The organism is Streptomyces lichenis, assembly GCF_023218175.1.
GTDB classification, from domain to species: domain Bacteria; phylum Actinomycetota; class Actinomycetes; order Streptomycetales; family Streptomycetaceae; genus Streptomyces; species Streptomyces lichenis.
Genome location: NZ_JALPTH010000003.1, coordinates 167,775 through 182,974, shown reverse-complemented (window position 1 = coordinate 182,974; position 15,200 = coordinate 167,775). Strand labels below are relative to the sequence as shown.

Annotated in this window: 15 protein-coding genes and 2 pseudogenes; 11 read left to right on the top strand and 6 right to left on the bottom strand. The window is 72.6% G+C overall.

Features of this window, described 5'->3' with window-relative positions:
- Positions 1-11 precede the first annotated feature (11 nt).
- Positions 12-386, top strand: coding sequence for a hypothetical protein (locus tag M1O15_RS31790; protein ID WP_372499343.1), 375 nt, complete (start codon positions 12-14; stop codon positions 384-386).
- 38 nt (positions 387-424) lie between these two features.
- On the opposite strand, the gene M1O15_RS04480 is transcribed toward M1O15_RS31790, so the two are convergent.
- A complete protein-coding gene (locus tag M1O15_RS04480) occupies positions 425-1,765 on the bottom strand; it encodes an NsdA family TPR-like regulatory protein (RefSeq protein WP_248631849.1) in 1,341 nt (446 codons plus the stop codon).
- A 26-nt stretch (positions 1,766-1,791) separates the two neighbouring features.
- Positions 1,792-2,241: a DNA-processing protein DprA gene (locus M1O15_RS04475; protein ID WP_248631848.1), complete on the bottom strand. Its 450-nt coding sequence runs from the start codon at positions 2,239-2,241 to the stop codon at positions 1,792-1,794.
- A 63-nt stretch (positions 2,242-2,304) separates the two neighbouring features.
- Here M1O15_RS04475 and M1O15_RS04470 point away from each other — a divergent pair, with 63 nt between their 5' ends.
- From M1O15_RS04470 to M1O15_RS04455, 4 genes and pseudogenes are all read left to right on the top strand, one after another.
- Positions 2,305-2,640 carry a hypothetical protein gene (locus M1O15_RS04470; protein ID WP_248631847.1) on the top strand — a complete coding sequence of 112 codons (336 nt, stop codon included), beginning with the start codon at positions 2,305-2,307 and terminating at the stop codon, positions 2,638-2,640.
- A complete protein-coding gene (locus M1O15_RS04465; RefSeq protein WP_248631846.1) occupies positions 2,637-2,840 on the top strand; it encodes a hypothetical protein in 204 nt (67 codons plus the stop codon). Before M1O15_RS04470 ends, M1O15_RS04465 begins: the two co-directional genes overlap by 4 nt.
- A 187-nt stretch (positions 2,841-3,027) precedes the next feature.
- Positions 3,028-4,054, top strand: a pseudogene (locus M1O15_RS31595) (methyltransferase domain-containing protein).
- Between the two features lie 85 nt (positions 4,055-4,139).
- Positions 4,140-4,523 carry a VOC family protein gene (locus M1O15_RS04455; RefSeq protein ID WP_248631845.1) on the top strand — a complete coding sequence of 128 codons (384 nt, stop codon included), beginning with the start codon at positions 4,140-4,142 and terminating at the stop codon, positions 4,521-4,523.
- A 22-nt stretch (positions 4,524-4,545) separates the two neighbouring features.
- Here M1O15_RS04455 and M1O15_RS04450 read toward each other — a convergent pair whose 3' ends face one another.
- Entirely contained in the window at positions 4,546-4,977 is a 432-nt protein-coding gene (locus M1O15_RS04450) for an SsgA family sporulation/cell division regulator (protein WP_248631844.1), read from the bottom strand.
- A gap of 291 nt (positions 4,978-5,268) precedes the next feature.
- Between M1O15_RS04450 and M1O15_RS04445 the strand changes: the two genes are divergently transcribed.
- A complete protein-coding gene (locus M1O15_RS04445) occupies positions 5,269-6,756 on the top strand; it encodes an RDD family protein (RefSeq protein ID WP_248631843.1) in 1,488 nt (495 codons plus the stop codon).
- An 83-nt stretch (positions 6,757-6,839) separates the two neighbouring features.
- Positions 6,840-7,628, top strand: coding sequence for an RDD family protein (locus M1O15_RS04440; protein WP_248631842.1), 789 nt, complete (start codon positions 6,840-6,842; stop codon positions 7,626-7,628).
- 19 nt (positions 7,629-7,647) lie between these two features.
- On the opposite strand, the gene M1O15_RS04435 is transcribed toward M1O15_RS04440, so the two are convergent.
- A complete protein-coding gene (locus M1O15_RS04435) occupies positions 7,648-7,935 on the bottom strand; it encodes a hypothetical protein (RefSeq protein ID WP_248631841.1) in 288 nt (95 codons plus the stop codon).
- Between the two features lie 515 nt (positions 7,936-8,450).
- Between M1O15_RS04435 and M1O15_RS04430 the strand changes: the two genes are divergently transcribed.
- A complete protein-coding gene (locus M1O15_RS04430; protein ID WP_248631840.1) occupies positions 8,451-10,892 on the top strand; it encodes an immune inhibitor A domain-containing protein in 2,442 nt (813 codons plus the stop codon).
- Between the two features lie 152 nt (positions 10,893-11,044).
- A pseudogene (locus tag M1O15_RS04425) lies at positions 11,045-11,353 on the top strand (hypothetical protein); the annotation flags it as partial.
- 201 nt (positions 11,354-11,554) lie between these two features.
- Here M1O15_RS04425 and M1O15_RS04420 read toward each other — a convergent pair.
- Together M1O15_RS04420 and M1O15_RS04415 are read right to left on the bottom strand one after the other, a co-directional pair.
- Positions 11,555-12,157, bottom strand: a complete 603-nt coding sequence (locus M1O15_RS04420; protein ID WP_248631839.1) for a nicotinamidase — start codon at positions 12,155-12,157, stop codon at positions 11,555-11,557.
- A gap of 599 nt (positions 12,158-12,756) precedes the next feature.
- Positions 12,757-14,085, bottom strand: coding sequence for a nicotinate phosphoribosyltransferase (locus M1O15_RS04415; RefSeq protein ID WP_248631995.1), 1,329 nt, complete (start codon positions 14,083-14,085; stop codon positions 12,757-12,759).
- Between the two features lie 138 nt (positions 14,086-14,223).
- Between M1O15_RS04415 and clpS the strand changes: the two genes are divergently transcribed.
- Together clpS and M1O15_RS04405 are read left to right on the top strand one after the other, a co-directional pair.
- The gene (gene clpS, locus M1O15_RS04410) at positions 14,224-14,538 is read left to right on the top strand and encodes an ATP-dependent Clp protease adapter ClpS (RefSeq protein WP_248631838.1); all 315 of its coding nucleotides are present in this window, start codon (positions 14,224-14,226) and stop codon (positions 14,536-14,538) included.
- Positions 14,538-15,113: a DUF2017 domain-containing protein gene (locus M1O15_RS04405; RefSeq protein WP_248631837.1), complete on the top strand. Its 576-nt coding sequence runs from the start codon at positions 14,538-14,540 to the stop codon at positions 15,111-15,113. The genes clpS and M1O15_RS04405 overlap by 1 nt, the downstream gene beginning before the upstream one ends.
- Positions 15,114-15,200 lie beyond the last annotated feature (87 nt).

Here is a 15,200-nt window from a genome sequence, read left to right as displayed (position 1 = left end):
TTGTCCACCTGATGCAGCAACTCGATCCTCCCCAGCGCGCCCTCTCCCTCCCCGGAGCCGAACCGGCCGAACGCCCACTAGGTCAGCACCCCCAGGGCCCCCGCAACTCCCCGCCCCCGCGCCGCCGTCCAGTACCCGACCTCGGCGACCCCGGAACCCGGCGCCCCGGTCTGCCCGGCGTCCTCGCCGCCCTGACCGTCCCCCTCGGCGCCGCCGCCCAGATGGTCCTGCTGCCCTACGGCTCGAGCCTCACCACCACCCGCTCCGAAACCCTGGCAACCGCCCTCGTCTGGACCGGCGCCTTCCTCGTCACGGCCTGGATACTCCACCGCCACCTCCGCGAACGCCGGGCGGCGGTGCGGACCATCGGGACCGATGGGGGGTGAGCGGACCCGGCCTCTGCCCCTCTCACAGATGGCGCCCATCAGGATTCCAACAGGTCCAAGAGACGGTCGTCCAACTCGACCACCCAGTTCTCCAGCCGCCATGGACGCAGCTCCCGACGAGCCCGGGCCAGTCGCATGGTGCAGACCCGCCCGCCGGTCTCCGCAGCCGCTGACACGCACTCGTGCAGGAGCGACGCGGCTGCCTCCGGCTCACCCATGCGTACGAGGGCAAGTGCCTGGTCCGTCCGCACGATCGCCCGCTGAACCCGCTCGCGAGGCGCACCGAGCGCCGCCGCAGCCGTCTCGAACCGGTCATGGGCGATGACAGGGCTTCCTGTATACAGCTCGCACAACCCCTCGAAACCATGCAAATGGGCAGGTGAGAAGCTGATCGGAGCCGGATGACCCTCATCTCCTGCGCGGTCGAGGTCGTACCAGGCCAGTCGAAGGGCGTCTTGCGCCTGCCGCCCCTGACGGGCACGGGCAGCGATCTCGGCCTGCAGAGCGTGGGCACGTGCCCGTACTACGCGGCTACCGCCGGTCGTGGCGTCCTGTACGGCCGAACTCACCAGGAGTCGCGCACCTTCCGTGCCCGGAGCGGAGTAGAGAGTGACCAGGGCATGGGACAGACCTACGTTGGCGCGCCGCCACGGGGCAAGGTGATCGGCCTGACGTGACGCCTCGGCGTACAGGGCACGTGAGGCCACATCGTCGCGAGTCTCGAAAGCCAGCCGACCGGCCAGCGTCGCCGCAGTCACGGCCGTATCGAGAAGCGCGGTTCGCAGCGATGCCGGAAGCGAGGCGGCGAGCAACTGGCGACAGGTCCCCAGAACCGGGGTGAGAACGAGCTGAAGCCTGACGAATGGTAATGAGCCGACAGCGGAGTTGACTTCGGTGACGACCTCCATGAGCGACCGAGCGATGGCGGTATCGAGCCGGGTCGGATCAACAAGTGCCTTGGCGATGTCAGACTGCGCGTTCGACGGCAGTAGCGCGAGGATGCCGTCGCCCCTTTCGGTCGCCGTCCGCAGCAATGTGAGCCGCAGACTGGCGAGACGGTGCTCTCCCTCTCCCAGGTACGCGAGGGCCTCCGACAACTCGGCGAAGTCGGAGCCGGAACCGAGGCACACACCACCACTGGCTCTCCGGGCGTAGAGGTGGGCCAGAAGCAATTGATGGCGCTCGTCCGGTCGCGAAGGGCGCGCGGACTCCCAGCGAGCGACAGACCGTTGGAGTCCCGCGACGGATGGCAGGCTGCTGCGGGGCTGACCCAGGTTTTCGGCGATCGCGATGAGGGCCCTGGCTGTCTCCGCGAGCGACAAACCCCGCGACTTCCGCAGCGCTTTCAGGCGGGCCGCTCCGGCTGCTCTGTCGGACATGGCTCCATGCTGACGGACGTTCCACCTCAGACGGGCACGATCAGGCGAGGTTGCCCCTTACGTGCTGCATAGCCGAGGGTGTACCAGGTGCCGGAAGCTGCATCCGGCTCGCCGCTGGGAAACCCGATCGTCATGTCCGCACGGTCGACCATATAGCGATTGCGCGCATGGTAGGTGGCCGTGCACAACTCGGTAGCTCCGAGCTCAACCAGTTCGACCCGTTCACCAAGCCGCTTGACGGCGTCGTGGGCCCGCTTCGGCTGTTGCCGGACAGTGCCGGGGGTGACGACGGTAAGTGCGGCCTCCGTATGCCCTGCGAGCCATTCCAGAGCAAGGGTGTCGATGCCAACAGCGCCGCCGACGAGGAATCGCGCATCCGATGCGAAGGGTGCCAGGTAGCCACTGAACAAGCGGTTGTAGTCGCCGGACAGCCGGTGCCCGGTTGAGCGTGTACCGGTGATGGCAACGACGCGCATGATCAACTCCGTGTCACAGGGTGTCGTATTCGCTGGTGCTGCGGATATGGGCAGAGTCGAGTCGTGGACATCAGTGAACCGCGCACCCTCCTCCGTGCCCTGGACAACGATGCCGAGGGTGAGGCCGCGCCGAAAGAGCTTGCCGTGCTCGACCCCCGCACCCGCGCCGCCGCCCTCGTCGGCATGCTCACCGCCGCGACCGGCGGACAGCCCACCGTCACGCACGCGGCGGAAGGCATCCGTATCGAGACCGTCCTGCCCGACGACCTCGGTCCTGCCGCACGGACGGCCGTACTGCTCGCCCTCGCCGAGTGCTCCCGATACGGGCACGAGCGGGTGCCCGAGCACACCACCGTCTGGGCCGAGTTGGCGGCACCCGGCGAGAGGGGACGACCGTGACGCAGGTATGCACCTGGTGCGCCGAGCCCACCGACGAGCCGGTCTCCGTCGCGGTCGAGCACGTGGCCAGCGGCCCGGGACGGGTCGTGTACGCCTGCCCCGACTGCCGGCGGCGCCACCGGCTGCTCCCGCTGGACCAGCACCCGGCGGACAGCTGGGGCGAGGTCCGTTACGAGACCGCCGAGGCTGAACCCCGTTGAGCCGCCCGTCCCGATGGGGGCGGGTCCCACGCACCACAAGAGGAAGGCACGGAACCATGACACAACCGATCACACGAGCCAGCGGTGATGGAGGAGGCGGGGACAAGGTGCCCGGCCGGCCCTGGACGCCGCCCCCACCGCCACCGCCGGACGGGTCCACGCCGCCGGGGGACGGGAAGCACCGCAAGTGACGCTCGCGGATGAGCGGGACGACCGCGCCGGTGAGGAGCTGGCGCGGTACCTGCTGGACACTGGGGCCCTGGCGGCCGACTGGGTCGGGACGTTCAGGGCCGTACCGCGCTCCCTGTTCCTGCCGGAACTGGTGTGGGCGTACGACATGGGGACGGGGAGGAGCGAGCCGGTCCACCGGGCGGACGCCGACGCGTGGCGAGGGGCTGCCTTCGCGGACGTTCCGCTGGTCACCCAGTGGGACGACGGGCGGCACACCGGCACCGCACCGGGGACGGTTCCGACGAGTTCCGCGAGCATGCCCTCGGTGGTGACCGCCATGCTCGGTGAGCTGGACGTGCGCGAGGACATGAGGGTGCTGGAGATCGGCACCGGCACCGGGTGGAACGCCGGGCTGCTCGCCCATCGGCTGGGTCCCGGCCAGGTCGTCAGCGTGGAGATCGACGGCGCGGTGGCCGTACGGGCTCGGGCCGCGCTGACAAGGGCGGGGCTGGCGGGCGAGTTGGTGCACGGGGACGGGCAGGACGGGTGGGCGGCGGGGGCGCCGTACGACCGGGTGATCGTCACGGCGGGCGTACGGGAGGTCTCACCGCACTGGCTGGCGCAGACCCGGCCCGGCGGGCTCGTCCTCGCCCCGTTCGGCACGCACTACGGAGGTCGGGATGGGGGAGTTGGGCGGGCGTTATGACGCGGTGCGGTTTGTCATGGGGCTGTGTGTGCCGGACTGCGCGCATGTCGTCAACAGGAGAGAGGACGGGGTGGGGGTGGACGGGAGCGGCACGGCCTGGTTCTTCGACCTGGGGAGCCGGTCGTGGGCGGCGGTCGACTTCCGGCGGGACGAGGCGGACGCCACGGTGTACCAGTACGGGCCACGGAGGCTCTGGGACGAGGTGGAGCGGGCCTTGGGGTGGTGGAAGGGGCTGGGTGGGCCCGGTGTGGAGCGGTTCGGGTTGACGGTCGCGGCGGACGGGGGCGCGCGGCCGTGGTTCGGGGAGCCCGGGCGGGTGCTGCCCCGGTTCGCCTGACCGCGGAGGGTGCCGTCCGGCGGGTAGGGTCCGCCCCGCCCCGCCCAGCCGTGGGGCATTCCGTCGGAGCTGCGCAGGAGGAACCGTGCCCGCACGTCTTGACCACACCATCGTCCGCAGCCGGGACCGGTTCGCCGGGGCGCGGTTCCTCACCGGGCTGCTCGACGCGCCGGAGCCCGCGGCCTTCGGGCCGTTCGCGTCGGTGCCGCTGGACGGGGGTGTGACCCTGGACTACATGGAGGTCGGAGCCGAGGAGGTCGCCTGGCAGCACCTGGCGTTCCTGGTCTCGGAGGAGGAGTTCGACGCGATCTTCGAGCGGATCCGGCAGCGCGAACTGGCCTACTGGGCGGACCCCTTCCACCAGGAGCCGCAGACGATCAATCACCTGCACGGGGGGCGTGGCGTCTACGTGGACGACCCGGACGGTCACTCGATCGAATTCATCACGCATACGTATGTGGGTGGGTGAGGCGGTCGGGGACGGGGGCGGGTCAGGGGCCGTCACCGGTGGCGCGGGCCAGCACCCCGGCGAGGGTGTCGTCCAGGCCGCGCTGCCCGTCCTCCGCGCCGGGCGGGACCGCGTCCAGGGTCCGCTCCAGCCAGGTGGCCAGGGACCCGGCGGGGGCTTCGAGCAGGGCCTCGCCCTCGGGGGAGGAGAGGGCGAGCAGGACGACGGGCGCGCCGTCCACCGCCGTGGGCCAGATGCGCACGTCGCCGTGGCCGCACGGGCCGTGCACCCCCTCCACCAGCAGCTCACGGGCGAAGGTCCAGCACACCGGTTGCGGTGAGCCGGTGTGGAAGGTGATGCGCACGGCGTACGGGTCGTCACCGCGGTAGGTCAGCCGGGTCGGCACGGTGATCCGCCGCTCCGCCGTCAGCACCATCGTGAACTCCAGCTCGCTCTCCACCGTGTTCTGCCGCATCGGAGGTCGTCCTTCCTGCTCGCCGAGGTCGTCGCTCGGTCTCCGGGGCCGCCGGACGGGGCCCGTAGAGAAGGAGAGGGCGTTCCGCCTCCGCCATTACGCGACTTCGGCACATTGGTTGCGGGCGGGGAGGGGGACGGAGAGAGGCGGGGTGCGATCGGGGATGACCGAGGATGTCCGTCCCGGATGACCGATGGTGTTCGTTGTGGCCGGACCGGTCCGGGAGCGGGCGGGGGTCTGATAGATGTGGTGCTCAGACTTGAGGCCTCGAAGAGATACGGGACCACGGCTATGAGCGCCCCGACCCCGGCAACCGGCGACGGCAGCCCCACGCCCGGCTACTACCCCGACCCGTCCATCCCCGGCTACATCCGGTTCTGGAACGGCGCCGCCTGGGTGCCCGGCACCAGCCGTCCCGCGCCCAAGGAGGGCGAGGCGTCGCCCGTCGCGCCCGCGCCCGCGGCGGCGGCACCGGCCGCTCCCGCGCCCGCGCCTGCCCCGGCGGCGGTGGAGGAGACGGGGCCGGTCTTCTTCGACGAGATGGGGGAGGACGGGCCCCGGGCGGAGGCCCCGCAGCCCGCGGCCGTGTGGCAGGCGGACGCCTCGCACCAGAGCGGGTTCGGCGGCGACCGGGACCGCCGGGTCTCCTGGGGCGCCGAGCCCGGGCAGGACCCGCGTACGGCCTCCGCGGCTCCCGCCGACCCGGCCGGGTCCTCGGCAGCCTCCGGGGACGCGGCGGGTGGGGATCCGACCGGCGGCGCCCTGCCCGGGGTGCGGAGTGTGGGGCAGGAGGGGGCGGTCGCGCGGGAGGGCACGGTGACCCTGCGGGCCGTACCGCCGCGGCAGGGCGAGCGGCCCGTCGCCGGGCCCGCCGTACCGCCCCGGGCCGAGGGAGCGGCAGCGGTACGGCCCGCGGCGCACCCCGCCCCGGCGGCCCCCGCCGGTACAGCGCCGCCCGCGCCGGCCCCCGCGCACCCCGGACCGGCGGCCCCCGCCCGCACCGCACCGGCGGCCCCCGCCCGCACCGCGCCGCCCGCGCCGGTGCCGGACCCGGCTCCGGCCGCCCCGGGGGCACCGGCAGCCGCCGCGGCCTCGCCCATGAGCGCGGGGGACGGCGGCGGTTCGGCGTCCTGGGCGCAGCAGGTGCACCGGCTGGCCCAGCCGCCCGCGGCCGAGGCGGCGGCCGCCGTACCGGCGCAGCCCCGGGCGCCCCAGGTGCAGGAGCCGGTGATCCCATGGAAGCCGCCGGTCGCGGACCCGTTCCTCCAGGCCGCCCAGGCCCAGGCGGCGGCCCGTCCGGCCGGGCTCGGGCGGCGGCTGGCGGCCCGGCTGGTGGACACCCTGGTGCTCGGCGCGCTCGCCGGGGCCGCCGCCGTACCGCTGGTCACCCGGGCGCTCGACCACATCGACGCCAAGATCGAGCAGGCCAAGCAGTCCGGTGAGACCGTCACCGTCTGGCTGCTGGACGGCACCACGGGCGGCTGCCTCGGCGGCGCGCTGGCCGTGCTGCTGGTGCTCGGGGTGCTCTACGAGGCGCTGCCGACCGCCCGTTGGGGCCGCACCCTCGGCAAGCGGCTGTGCGGGATCGAGGTCCGGGACATCGAGTCGCACCAGCCGCCCTCCTTCGGTGCCGCGCTGCGCCGCTGGCTGGTCTACGGGGTGCTGGGGCTGCTGGTGGTCGGCGTGGGCAATGTGCTGTGGTGCCTCTTCGACCGGCCGTGGCGGCAGTGCTGGCACGACAAGGCGGCCCACACCTTCGTGGCCGGCCGCACCCGCTGACCCCGCCGGGTCCCCCGTACGGCGGTCGCCCGGACGGACGGTGAGCCGTTGCGGGGGGTGGTGCGCCGGGATGCACTGCCCACATGAGCAACGAACCTCCGACCTCCGGTCCGCAGCCGCCCGAGGACGACCCCTTCCGGAAGAGGCCGCAGGGGCCGGAGGGCGCCGGTGCGTCCCCGCCGCCGCCTCCAGGCGGGGGCGGTCCGTACGGGGGCAGCCCCTACGGGGGCGGGGGAGGGGAGGGCCAGGGCGGCCCTTACGGCGGAGGCGGGCCGTACGGTCCCGGTGGATCGGGCGGGCCCGAGGGGCCGGGTGGGCCCGGTGGCCCGGGCGGGCCCTGGAGCGGTGGGCCGCCGCCCTACGGGGGCGGTCCCTACGGCTACGGCGGGGCCGACCCGCTCGCCGGGATGCCGCCGCTGGCGCCCGTCGGGCGGCGCATCCTGGCGCGGCTGATCGACTGGCTGATCGTCGCCGTCCCGCTCGCGCTCATCGGCATCCCGTTCGACATCTACCGGCGGGTGTCGGAGGAGGACGTCGCGGATGTGTGGGCGGCGAGCAGCACCGGACAGGTGGTGTTCCAGCTCATCACCATCGTGGCGTACGTCGGCTACGACACCGTCCTCACCCGGCGGAACGGCCAGACCCTCGGCAAGCGGCTGATGGGTCTGCGGGTGGCGATGCTCAACGACGGCCGGGTGCCCGACACCAACGCCTCGCTGATCCGGGCCGTGGTCCTCTGGCTGCCCGCGCTGATCTGCTGCGCGTGCCTGTGGCCGCTGCTGCTGCTCGTCCTGATCCTGGTGGACAAGCCCTACAAGCAGGGCCTGCACGACAAGGCCGCCAAGACGGTGGTGGTGGTCACCACGCCGTAGCGGGGCGGCGGGATCCGCGTCAGCGGCGTAGCGAGTGCTCTCGGGCCGGGGCTTCTGCTCCGGCCCGGCTGCGTGTCCCGGGGACGGTGGCGGTGTCCCGTCCGGCGGTACGGGACCGGGCGCGGGCCCTGAGGGTGGCCGGGAGCCGCACCCCCACCGCGACCACCACGCCGAGCAGCAGGGACACCACCGCGACGAGGGCGACGCCCGGGCCGCTGCTGGTGCCCGAGGCGAGCAGCAGGGTGACGGTCGCGAGGACGACGGTGGCGGAACCGTACGCGAGCTGGGCGGTGATCGGACGCGGCATGGCGGCTTCCGTCCTCGTGACGTGGCAGACGTGGCAGGCGTACACCGGGCAGGGACGTGCGGGGGCCGTACATAGGGTGCGGAAGAACGGGCAAGGGGCGTGCGGTCGAAACGCCCCTCGGCGGTGCGGGTCCGACTCTACGAGGGTGGATGCCCCGAAGGAACCGCTGGTAAGCGTGAGTTGACCCACGGTGCCGGTGCACGGGGGGCGCACGGAGTCATATGCCCCACGGTGCCCGCATTCTGGACGGCCGGGCGCGCCGGGGCGGCGGGATCGCGGCCGGGCCCGGCGCTGTTCAGGGCTGTCGGCGGATGTCCGCCGGCGTTCGTGCTGCTCGGGGCTGTTCGTCATCCGGATTGACGTGTCCACATAGAGCACAGGGGCCGGACAAGTCAAGGTCTGTCTTTTCCGGCCATCATCCGGTCGAATGTCGTCACTTGTGACGCGACACCGCACGCGGATAACACTTCGACCCCCCATCCGCGGTTCGCGGCGCGCGGGGAGGACAAGATCAAGTGACCAGCAGACGACGGGCGTTCAGAACGTCCGCGGTGTTCGTGGCGCTCGCCGCCACCGCCGCCACGGCTTCCGCCTTCACCACGGCGCAGGCCGACAACCGCCCGGTTCGCTCCGTGGAGCGCCATGACCCCGCGCCCGGTGCGCACGGGTCCCCGGGCCACGACCACGCCGCCAAGGTCGACCACGACCTCGACGGCCCGTTCAGCAAGCAGCAGGCCCAGCAGCGCGAAGCCGCGCTGGAGCAGGTCCTGGCCGGCGACGTGAAGGTGGAGCGCAGGGGTGCCTCCAACGTCGTCAAGCTGGACGACCGCAAGTACGTCGAGCTCGGCCGGGAGAAGACCGACAAGATCTTCACCATCCTGGTGGAGTTCGGCGACAAGGTGGACAACACCACCACCGTCGACCCGGACGGTGCCGGACCCAAGCCCCCGGTCGTCAAGTACGGCGGCACACCCGGCCCGCTGCACAACAAGATCGCGGAGCCCGACCGCAAGGTCGACAACTCCACGGCCTGGAAGAAGGACTACAACCAGGCCCACTTCCAGGACCTGTACTTCGGCACCGGCAAGGACAAGAAGACCGGCAAGCAGAAGCAGTCCCTGAAGACCTACTACGAGAAGACCTCCTCCGGCCGCTACTCGGTCGACGGCGCGGTCTCCGACTGGGTCAAGGTCGAGTACAACGAGGCCCGTTACGGCTCGAACTGGTGCGGCTCCACCAACTGCTCCAACGTCTGGGACGCCGTCCGCGACGGTGTGACCGCCTGGACCGCGCAGCAGAAGGCGGCCGGTAAGACGGACGCCCAGATCAAGGCGGCGCTGGCCCAGTACGACCAGTGGGACCGCTACGACTTCGACGGCGACGGCAACTTCAACGAGGCCGACGGCTACATCGACCACTTCCAGATCGTCCACGCCGGCGAGGACGAGTCCGCGGGCGGCGGTGCCGAGGGCACCAACGCGCTGTGGGCCCACCGCTGGTACGCCTACGGCACCGACGCCGGCAAGACCGGCCCGGCGAGCAACAAGGCGGGCGGCACCCAGATCGGCAACACCGGGATCTGGGTCGGCGACTACACCATGCAGCCGGAGAACGGCGGCCTCGGTGTCTTCGCCCACGAGTACGGCCACGACCTCGGTCTGCCGGACCTCTACGACACCTCGGGCGCGACCGGCGCGGAGAACTCCACCGGCTTCTGGTCCCTGATGTCCTCCGGCTCCTGGCTGGGCACCGGCAAGAACGAGATCGGTGACCTGCCCGGCGACATGAACTCGTGGGACAAGCTCCAGCTCGGCTGGCTCAACTACGAGAAGGCGAAGGCGGCCACCGCCTCCACCCACACCCTGGGCGTCTCGGAGTACAACACCAAGAAGCCCCAGGCCCTCGTGGTCGAGCTGCCCGAGAAGAACGTCTCCACCGCGGTCGTGAAGCCCGCCCAGGGCGCCACCCAGTGGTGGAGCGACATGGGCGACGACCTGAAGAACACCCTCACCCGCTCCGTGGACCTCACCGGCAAGACCAAGGCCGAGCTGACCCTCGACGGCTGGTGGGACATCGAGAAGGACTACGACTACCTCTACACCGAGGTGTCCACCGACGGCGGCAAGAACTGGACCGCGCTGGCCGGTACGGCAGGCGGCAAGGCCATCCCGGTCGACGCCTCCGGCGCGCCCGCGCTGACCGACGTCTCCGGCTCGCACCAGAAGCTCGTGTACCCGCTCGACGCGTACGCCGGCAAGAAGTTCGACCTCCGCTTCCGCTACCAGACCGACGGCGGCGCGGGCGGCAAGGGCTTCACCGCCGACTCCATCGTGCTCACCGCGGACGGCGCGGCGGTCTTCTCCGACAACGCCGAGAACGGCGACAACGGCTGGACCGCCAAGGGCTTCTCGCGCATCGGTGAGTCCTTCACCAACGCCTACGAGCAGTACTACATCGCGGAGAACCGCCAGTACGTCTCGTACGACCAGACCCTGAAGACGGGCCCGTACAACTTCGGCTTCGCCGCGCCGAAGGACGGCTGGGTGGAGCACTACCCGTACCAGACCGGTCTGCTGATCTGGCAGTGGGACACCTCCCAGAAGGACAACAACACCGCCGTCCACCCGGGCCAGGGCCTGATCCTGCCGATCGACGCCCACGCCAAGCCGCTGAAGTGGAAGGACGGCACCCTCCAGCGCAACCGGGTGCAGGCCTACGACTCGCCCTTCAGCCTGTACCGCACCGACGCGCTCACCCTGCACAAGGCGAACGTCCCGACGCGGATCCCGTCGCAGGCCGGGGTCTCGGTCTTCGACGACCGCAAGGGCGTCTACTGGTACCCGGAGACCGAGCGGGCCGGCGTCAAGGTAACTGACACCAACACCAAGATCTCCATCGTCAACCAGCCGCGGAACGGCCAGACGATCAAGGTCAAGGTCGGCAAGTCCTCGAAGTAATCGCGAAACCGCAGGTCACATCATGATCGGCCGTTGCCCCCTGGCGGGCGGCGGCCGTTCGTGTTTAGGTGCATGAGGCTCAGTCCTTATTGACACCACAGGGGCATCACGAGGACTGCACAGGGGATCGGCCAGCGAGGAGGAGGATCGGCATGCCCGGCGGAGGGTTCTGCAAGCTGCCCGGCGGCAGCGTGGTCGTCGCGCTCGGCCTGCCCAGCCCGGCCGGCGACGGCTCCTCGGTACGGATCCTGGTGCACGCCGTCAACCGGCCCCGGGCCCTCACCCGGCTCCGCAACCTCGGGCTGCGAGCCGTCTACCTGCGCGGCAACACCCACCCGCCCACCCCGGACGAGGTCACCGCCGTGCTGCACCACCCCGACGGGCTGCTCTGGCGGGCCCTGCCGCAGGCCGACGCCGAGCTCTGGCACCCGATCCGCGCCCTGCCGCGCCGCCCGCCGGCCGGCCGCCTGCTCCACCCGCCGGGCCCGCGGGTGCCCGACGCCCGGACGGCGGCCGAGGGACGGAAGCCCGGTGCCCTGGGGCCGTACGCCGCCGATCCGCGCGCCGAGGGCCCTCTCGGTCCTCCCGGCGCCGGCCCGCGTGCCGCCGAGGGCGGCCACCGCACCGGGGCGCTCTGACGCGCCCCGGCCTGTGTCGGCCGATCAGCCTCCGGCGGGCTGGACGACGGGCTTGCCGGTGAGCTCCACCCCGGCGGCCCGCAGCTCCTCCAGCGCCCGCTCGCTGGTCTCCGCCGACACCCCGGCGGTCAGGTCCAGCAGCACCTGGGTGCGGAAGCCCGCCCGGGCCGCGTCCAGCGCGGTGGCGCGTACGCAGTGGTCGGTGGCGATGCCCACCACGTCCACCTCGGTCACCTCGCGCTCCCGCAGCCAGTCGGCCAGCCCGGTCTCGTTCTCGTCCGCCCCCTCGAAGCCGCTGTACGCGGCGGAGTAGGCGCCCTTGTCGAAGACCGCGTCGATGGCACCGGAGGCCACCGCGGGGGCGAAGTTCGGATGGAAGCCGGCCCCCTCGGTCCCGGCCACGCAGTGCACCGGCCAGGAGTCGACGTAGTCGGGCCGGTCGGAGAAGTGGCCGCCCGGGTCGACGTGGTGGTCGCGGGTCGCCACCACATGCCGGTACACGGCCCCGGCCGCCTCCCCGACCAGGTCGGTGATGGCGGCGGCCACATCCGCGCCCCCGGTCACGGCGAGGCTGCCGCCCTCGCAGAAGTCGTTCTGTACGTCCACGACGATCAGTGCGCGGTGCATGGGGATGTCCTTCGGGGGAGGCGCGGGCGGGGGGACGGGGAAACCGAGGGAGCGGCGGTGCGGAGGGTGCGGGGCGTGCGGGTGGTACGGGGCGCGGCGGGAGCGGGTCCGTCGGCGGCCTCCGACGCCACCGAGGCCGTCGGCGACCCGGACGCCATCGGCGCGCCACCCGAGCCTAGAGACTCCACCGCCCCGGCGGGAGGGGTCCTCCCGGGCCGGGAGGGCTCGGTCCCGGGGAGGGCTCGGCCCCCTGGGAGGGCTCGGCCCCCGGGAGGACTCGGTCCCGGGCGGGTGGCCCGGGCCCGGGGAAGAGGGCTCGGTCCCGGGGAGGACCCAGCCCCCGGGAGGACGCGACCTCGGGCGGGGCGCCGCCCCGGGCGGGTGGCCCGGGCCCGATCCGGCCAATGGACGCCCCCAGCGGGATCGCCCCAGGCGGGTGGCCCGGGTCGTGCCGGCTGCCGGCGGACGGCGCCCGGGTGGGGAGTCGCCCCGGGCGGGTGGCCCCGGCGGTGTCGGCCGGCGACGGACGCCCCCGGCGGGATCGCCGCGGGCAGGTGGCCCGGGTCCGTTCCGGTCGACGGACGCCTCAGGCGTAGACCTCAGACGTACTCCGTGGCGATGACCGGTTCGCCGCGGGAGAGCTGGAGGGCGGACATCGGCAGGGCGGCGCGGGCGCGGGTGTGGCGGTCGCGGGCGGTGTCCAGGGGCTCGCGGCCGACGACCTCGCCGTGCCGTACCAGCTCCACCAGCAGCTGCCGGTCGGCCAGCTCGGGCGGGACCGGGCCGGTGCCGATGACCTCGGCCTCGGCGGCGCCCTCGGCGTCCAGCCGGCGGGCCGCCCACTTGCGGCCGCCGACCGACAGCTTGCCGCCGAGCGACTTCTTCGCCACCGGCACCAGCGGTGCCCCCTCGTCCGCCGACTCGGCCCGGGCCACCAGCTTGTAGACCATCGAGCAGGTGGGGTGCCCGCTGCCGGTGACCAGCTGGGTGCCGACCCCGTACGCGTCCACCGGCGCCGCCGCCAGCGAGGCGATGGCGTACTCGTCCAAATCCGAGGTGACCACGATCCGGGTGTCCTTCGCGCCCAGCTCGTCCAGCTGCTGGCGCACCCGGTGGGCGACCAGCAGCAGGTCGCCGGAGTCGATGCGCACCGCGCCCAGCTCCGTACCGGCCACCTCCACCGCCGTACGGACCGCCTCGGCCACGTCGTAGGTGTCGACCAGCAGGGTGGTGCCCCGGCCCAGCGACTCGACCTGGGCCTGGAAGGCGTCCCGCTCGGTGTCGTGCAGCAGGGTGAAGGCGTGCGCCGAGGTGCCGACGGTCGGGATGCCGTACCGGAACCCGGCGGCCAGGTCGGAGGTCGACTGGAAGCCGCCGATGTACGCGGCGCGGGACGCGGCGACCGCGGCCAGCTCATGGGTGCGCCGGGCGCCCATCTCGATCAGCCCGCGCCCGCCGGCCGCCGCCGACATCCGGGAGGCCGCCGCGGCGATCGCCGAGTCGTGGTTGAGGATCGACAGCACCACCGTCTCCAGCAGCACGCACTCGGCGAACGAGCCCTCCACCCGCAGGATCGGGGAGCCGGGGAAGTAGACCTCGCCCTCCGGGTAGCCCCAGACGCTGCCCCGGAAGCGGTAGTCCGCGAGCCAGTCGGCGGTCCGCTCGTCCACGATGTCCCGCTCCCGCAGGAACGCGAGCACGGCCGGGTCGAAGCGGAAGTTCTCCACCGCGTCCAGCACCCGCCCGGTGCCGGCCACCACGCCGTAGCGGCGCCCGGGCGGCAGCCGCCGGGTGAACACCTCGAAGACCGACCGCCGGTCGGCCGTCCCGCCCCGCAGCGCCGCCTGGAGCATCGTCAGCTCGTACTGGTCGGTGAAGAGCGCGGTGGACGGCACGTCCACCGGCAGACCGAGATCCCCGCCGTTCACGGCGTTCGCAGTGTTCATACGGCGGATGGTACCCCCATAGCGTCAGTTTGACGATTTCGATCCCCGGGGAAGGCGGACCCGCGCCGAACGGGCACGCGCGGCGGCCGGTTTGTGCGGTACCCCACCCCGGGTGGCAGCATGGACCGAGTGAGTGTTGCTCCCACTGAGATCGAACGCACCGAGCCGGCCGCCGAGGGTTTCGCCGTCGTGGAACCCGACGTCCCCTGGGTGACGATCGTCCACAACGACCCGGTCAACCTCATGAGCTACGTGACCTACGTCTTCCAGACGTACTTCGGCTACTCCAAGGACAAGGCGCACAAGCTGATGCTGGACGTGCACCACAAGGGCCGGGCCATCGTCTCCAGCGGTACCCGCGAGGAGATGGAGCGCGACGTGCAGGCGATGCACGGGTTCGGGCTGTGGGCCACCCTCTCCCAGGACCGCAACTGATGAGCGGGCACTTCGAGGCGCTGCCCGGCGGCGGCGCGGCCGTACCGCTCGACGAGGTCGAGATCTCCATCCTCCGTTCGCTCGCCGTCCAGCTGCTGGAGCTGATCGGCCCGGGCGACGAGCCGCCGGTGGGGGAGGACCCGCTCGCCGGGCTGTTCCGCGAGGGCCCCAGCGAGCCGCCCTCCGATCCGGCGCTGGCCCGGCTCTTCCCCAACGCCTACGCGGACGACGACGAGGAGCTGCGCGCGGCCTCCGCCGAGTTCCGCCGGTTCACCGAGACCGATCTGCGCGACCGCAAGCGCGGCGACGTCCTCGCGGTGGTGCGCAGTCTGGACGCCCTCGGGGCCGCCGGGGAGGGGGTGGCGGTGCTGAAGCTGACCGCCGACGACTCCCGCCACTGGCTGGGCGCGCTCAACGACCTGCGGCTGACCATCGGCACCCGGCTGGAGATCGCCGACGACGAGGAGAGCGACCGGCTCTACCGGCTGCCCGACTCCGATCCGCGCAAGCCGATGGTGATGGCGTACCTCTGGCTCGGCGCCCTCCAGGAGACGCTGGTCGAGACCCTGATGTGAGCCGCGCCGTGCCCCCGGCCGGGCCTCGCGGGGTGTTCGCTCAGCGGACGCTCAAATCCGTATAACGATCGGATTACCAGACTGTCC

Coding starts and splice junctions, on each gene's coding strand:
- M1O15_RS31790 (WP_372499343.1), top strand. CDS start 12: ATGCAGCAACTCGATCCTCCCCAGCGCGCCCTCTCCCTCCCCGGAGCC.
- M1O15_RS04480 (WP_248631849.1), bottom strand. CDS start 1,765: ATGTCCGACAGAGCAGCCGGAGCGGCCCGCCTGAAAGCGCTGCGGAAG.
- M1O15_RS04475 (WP_248631848.1), bottom strand. CDS start 2,241: ATGCGCGTCGTTGCCATCACCGGTACACGCTCAACCGGGCACCGGCTG.
- M1O15_RS04450 (WP_248631844.1), bottom strand. CDS start 4,977: ATGCGGCAGAACACGGTGGAGAGCGAGCTGGAGTTCACGATGGTGCTG.
- M1O15_RS04445 (WP_248631843.1), top strand. CDS start 5,269: ATGAGCGCCCCGACCCCGGCAACCGGCGACGGCAGCCCCACGCCCGGC.
- M1O15_RS04440 (WP_248631842.1), top strand. CDS start 6,840: ATGAGCAACGAACCTCCGACCTCCGGTCCGCAGCCGCCCGAGGACGAC.
- M1O15_RS04435 (WP_248631841.1), bottom strand. CDS start 7,935: ATGCCGCGTCCGATCACCGCCCAGCTCGCGTACGGTTCCGCCACCGTC.
- M1O15_RS04420 (WP_248631839.1), bottom strand. CDS start 12,157: ATGCACCGCGCACTGATCGTCGTGGACGTACAGAACGACTTCTGCGAG.
- clpS (WP_248631838.1), top strand. CDS start 14,224: ATGGACCGAGTGAGTGTTGCTCCCACTGAGATCGAACGCACCGAGCCG.
- M1O15_RS04405 (WP_248631837.1), top strand. CDS start 14,538: ATGAGCGGGCACTTCGAGGCGCTGCCCGGCGGCGGCGCGGCCGTACCG.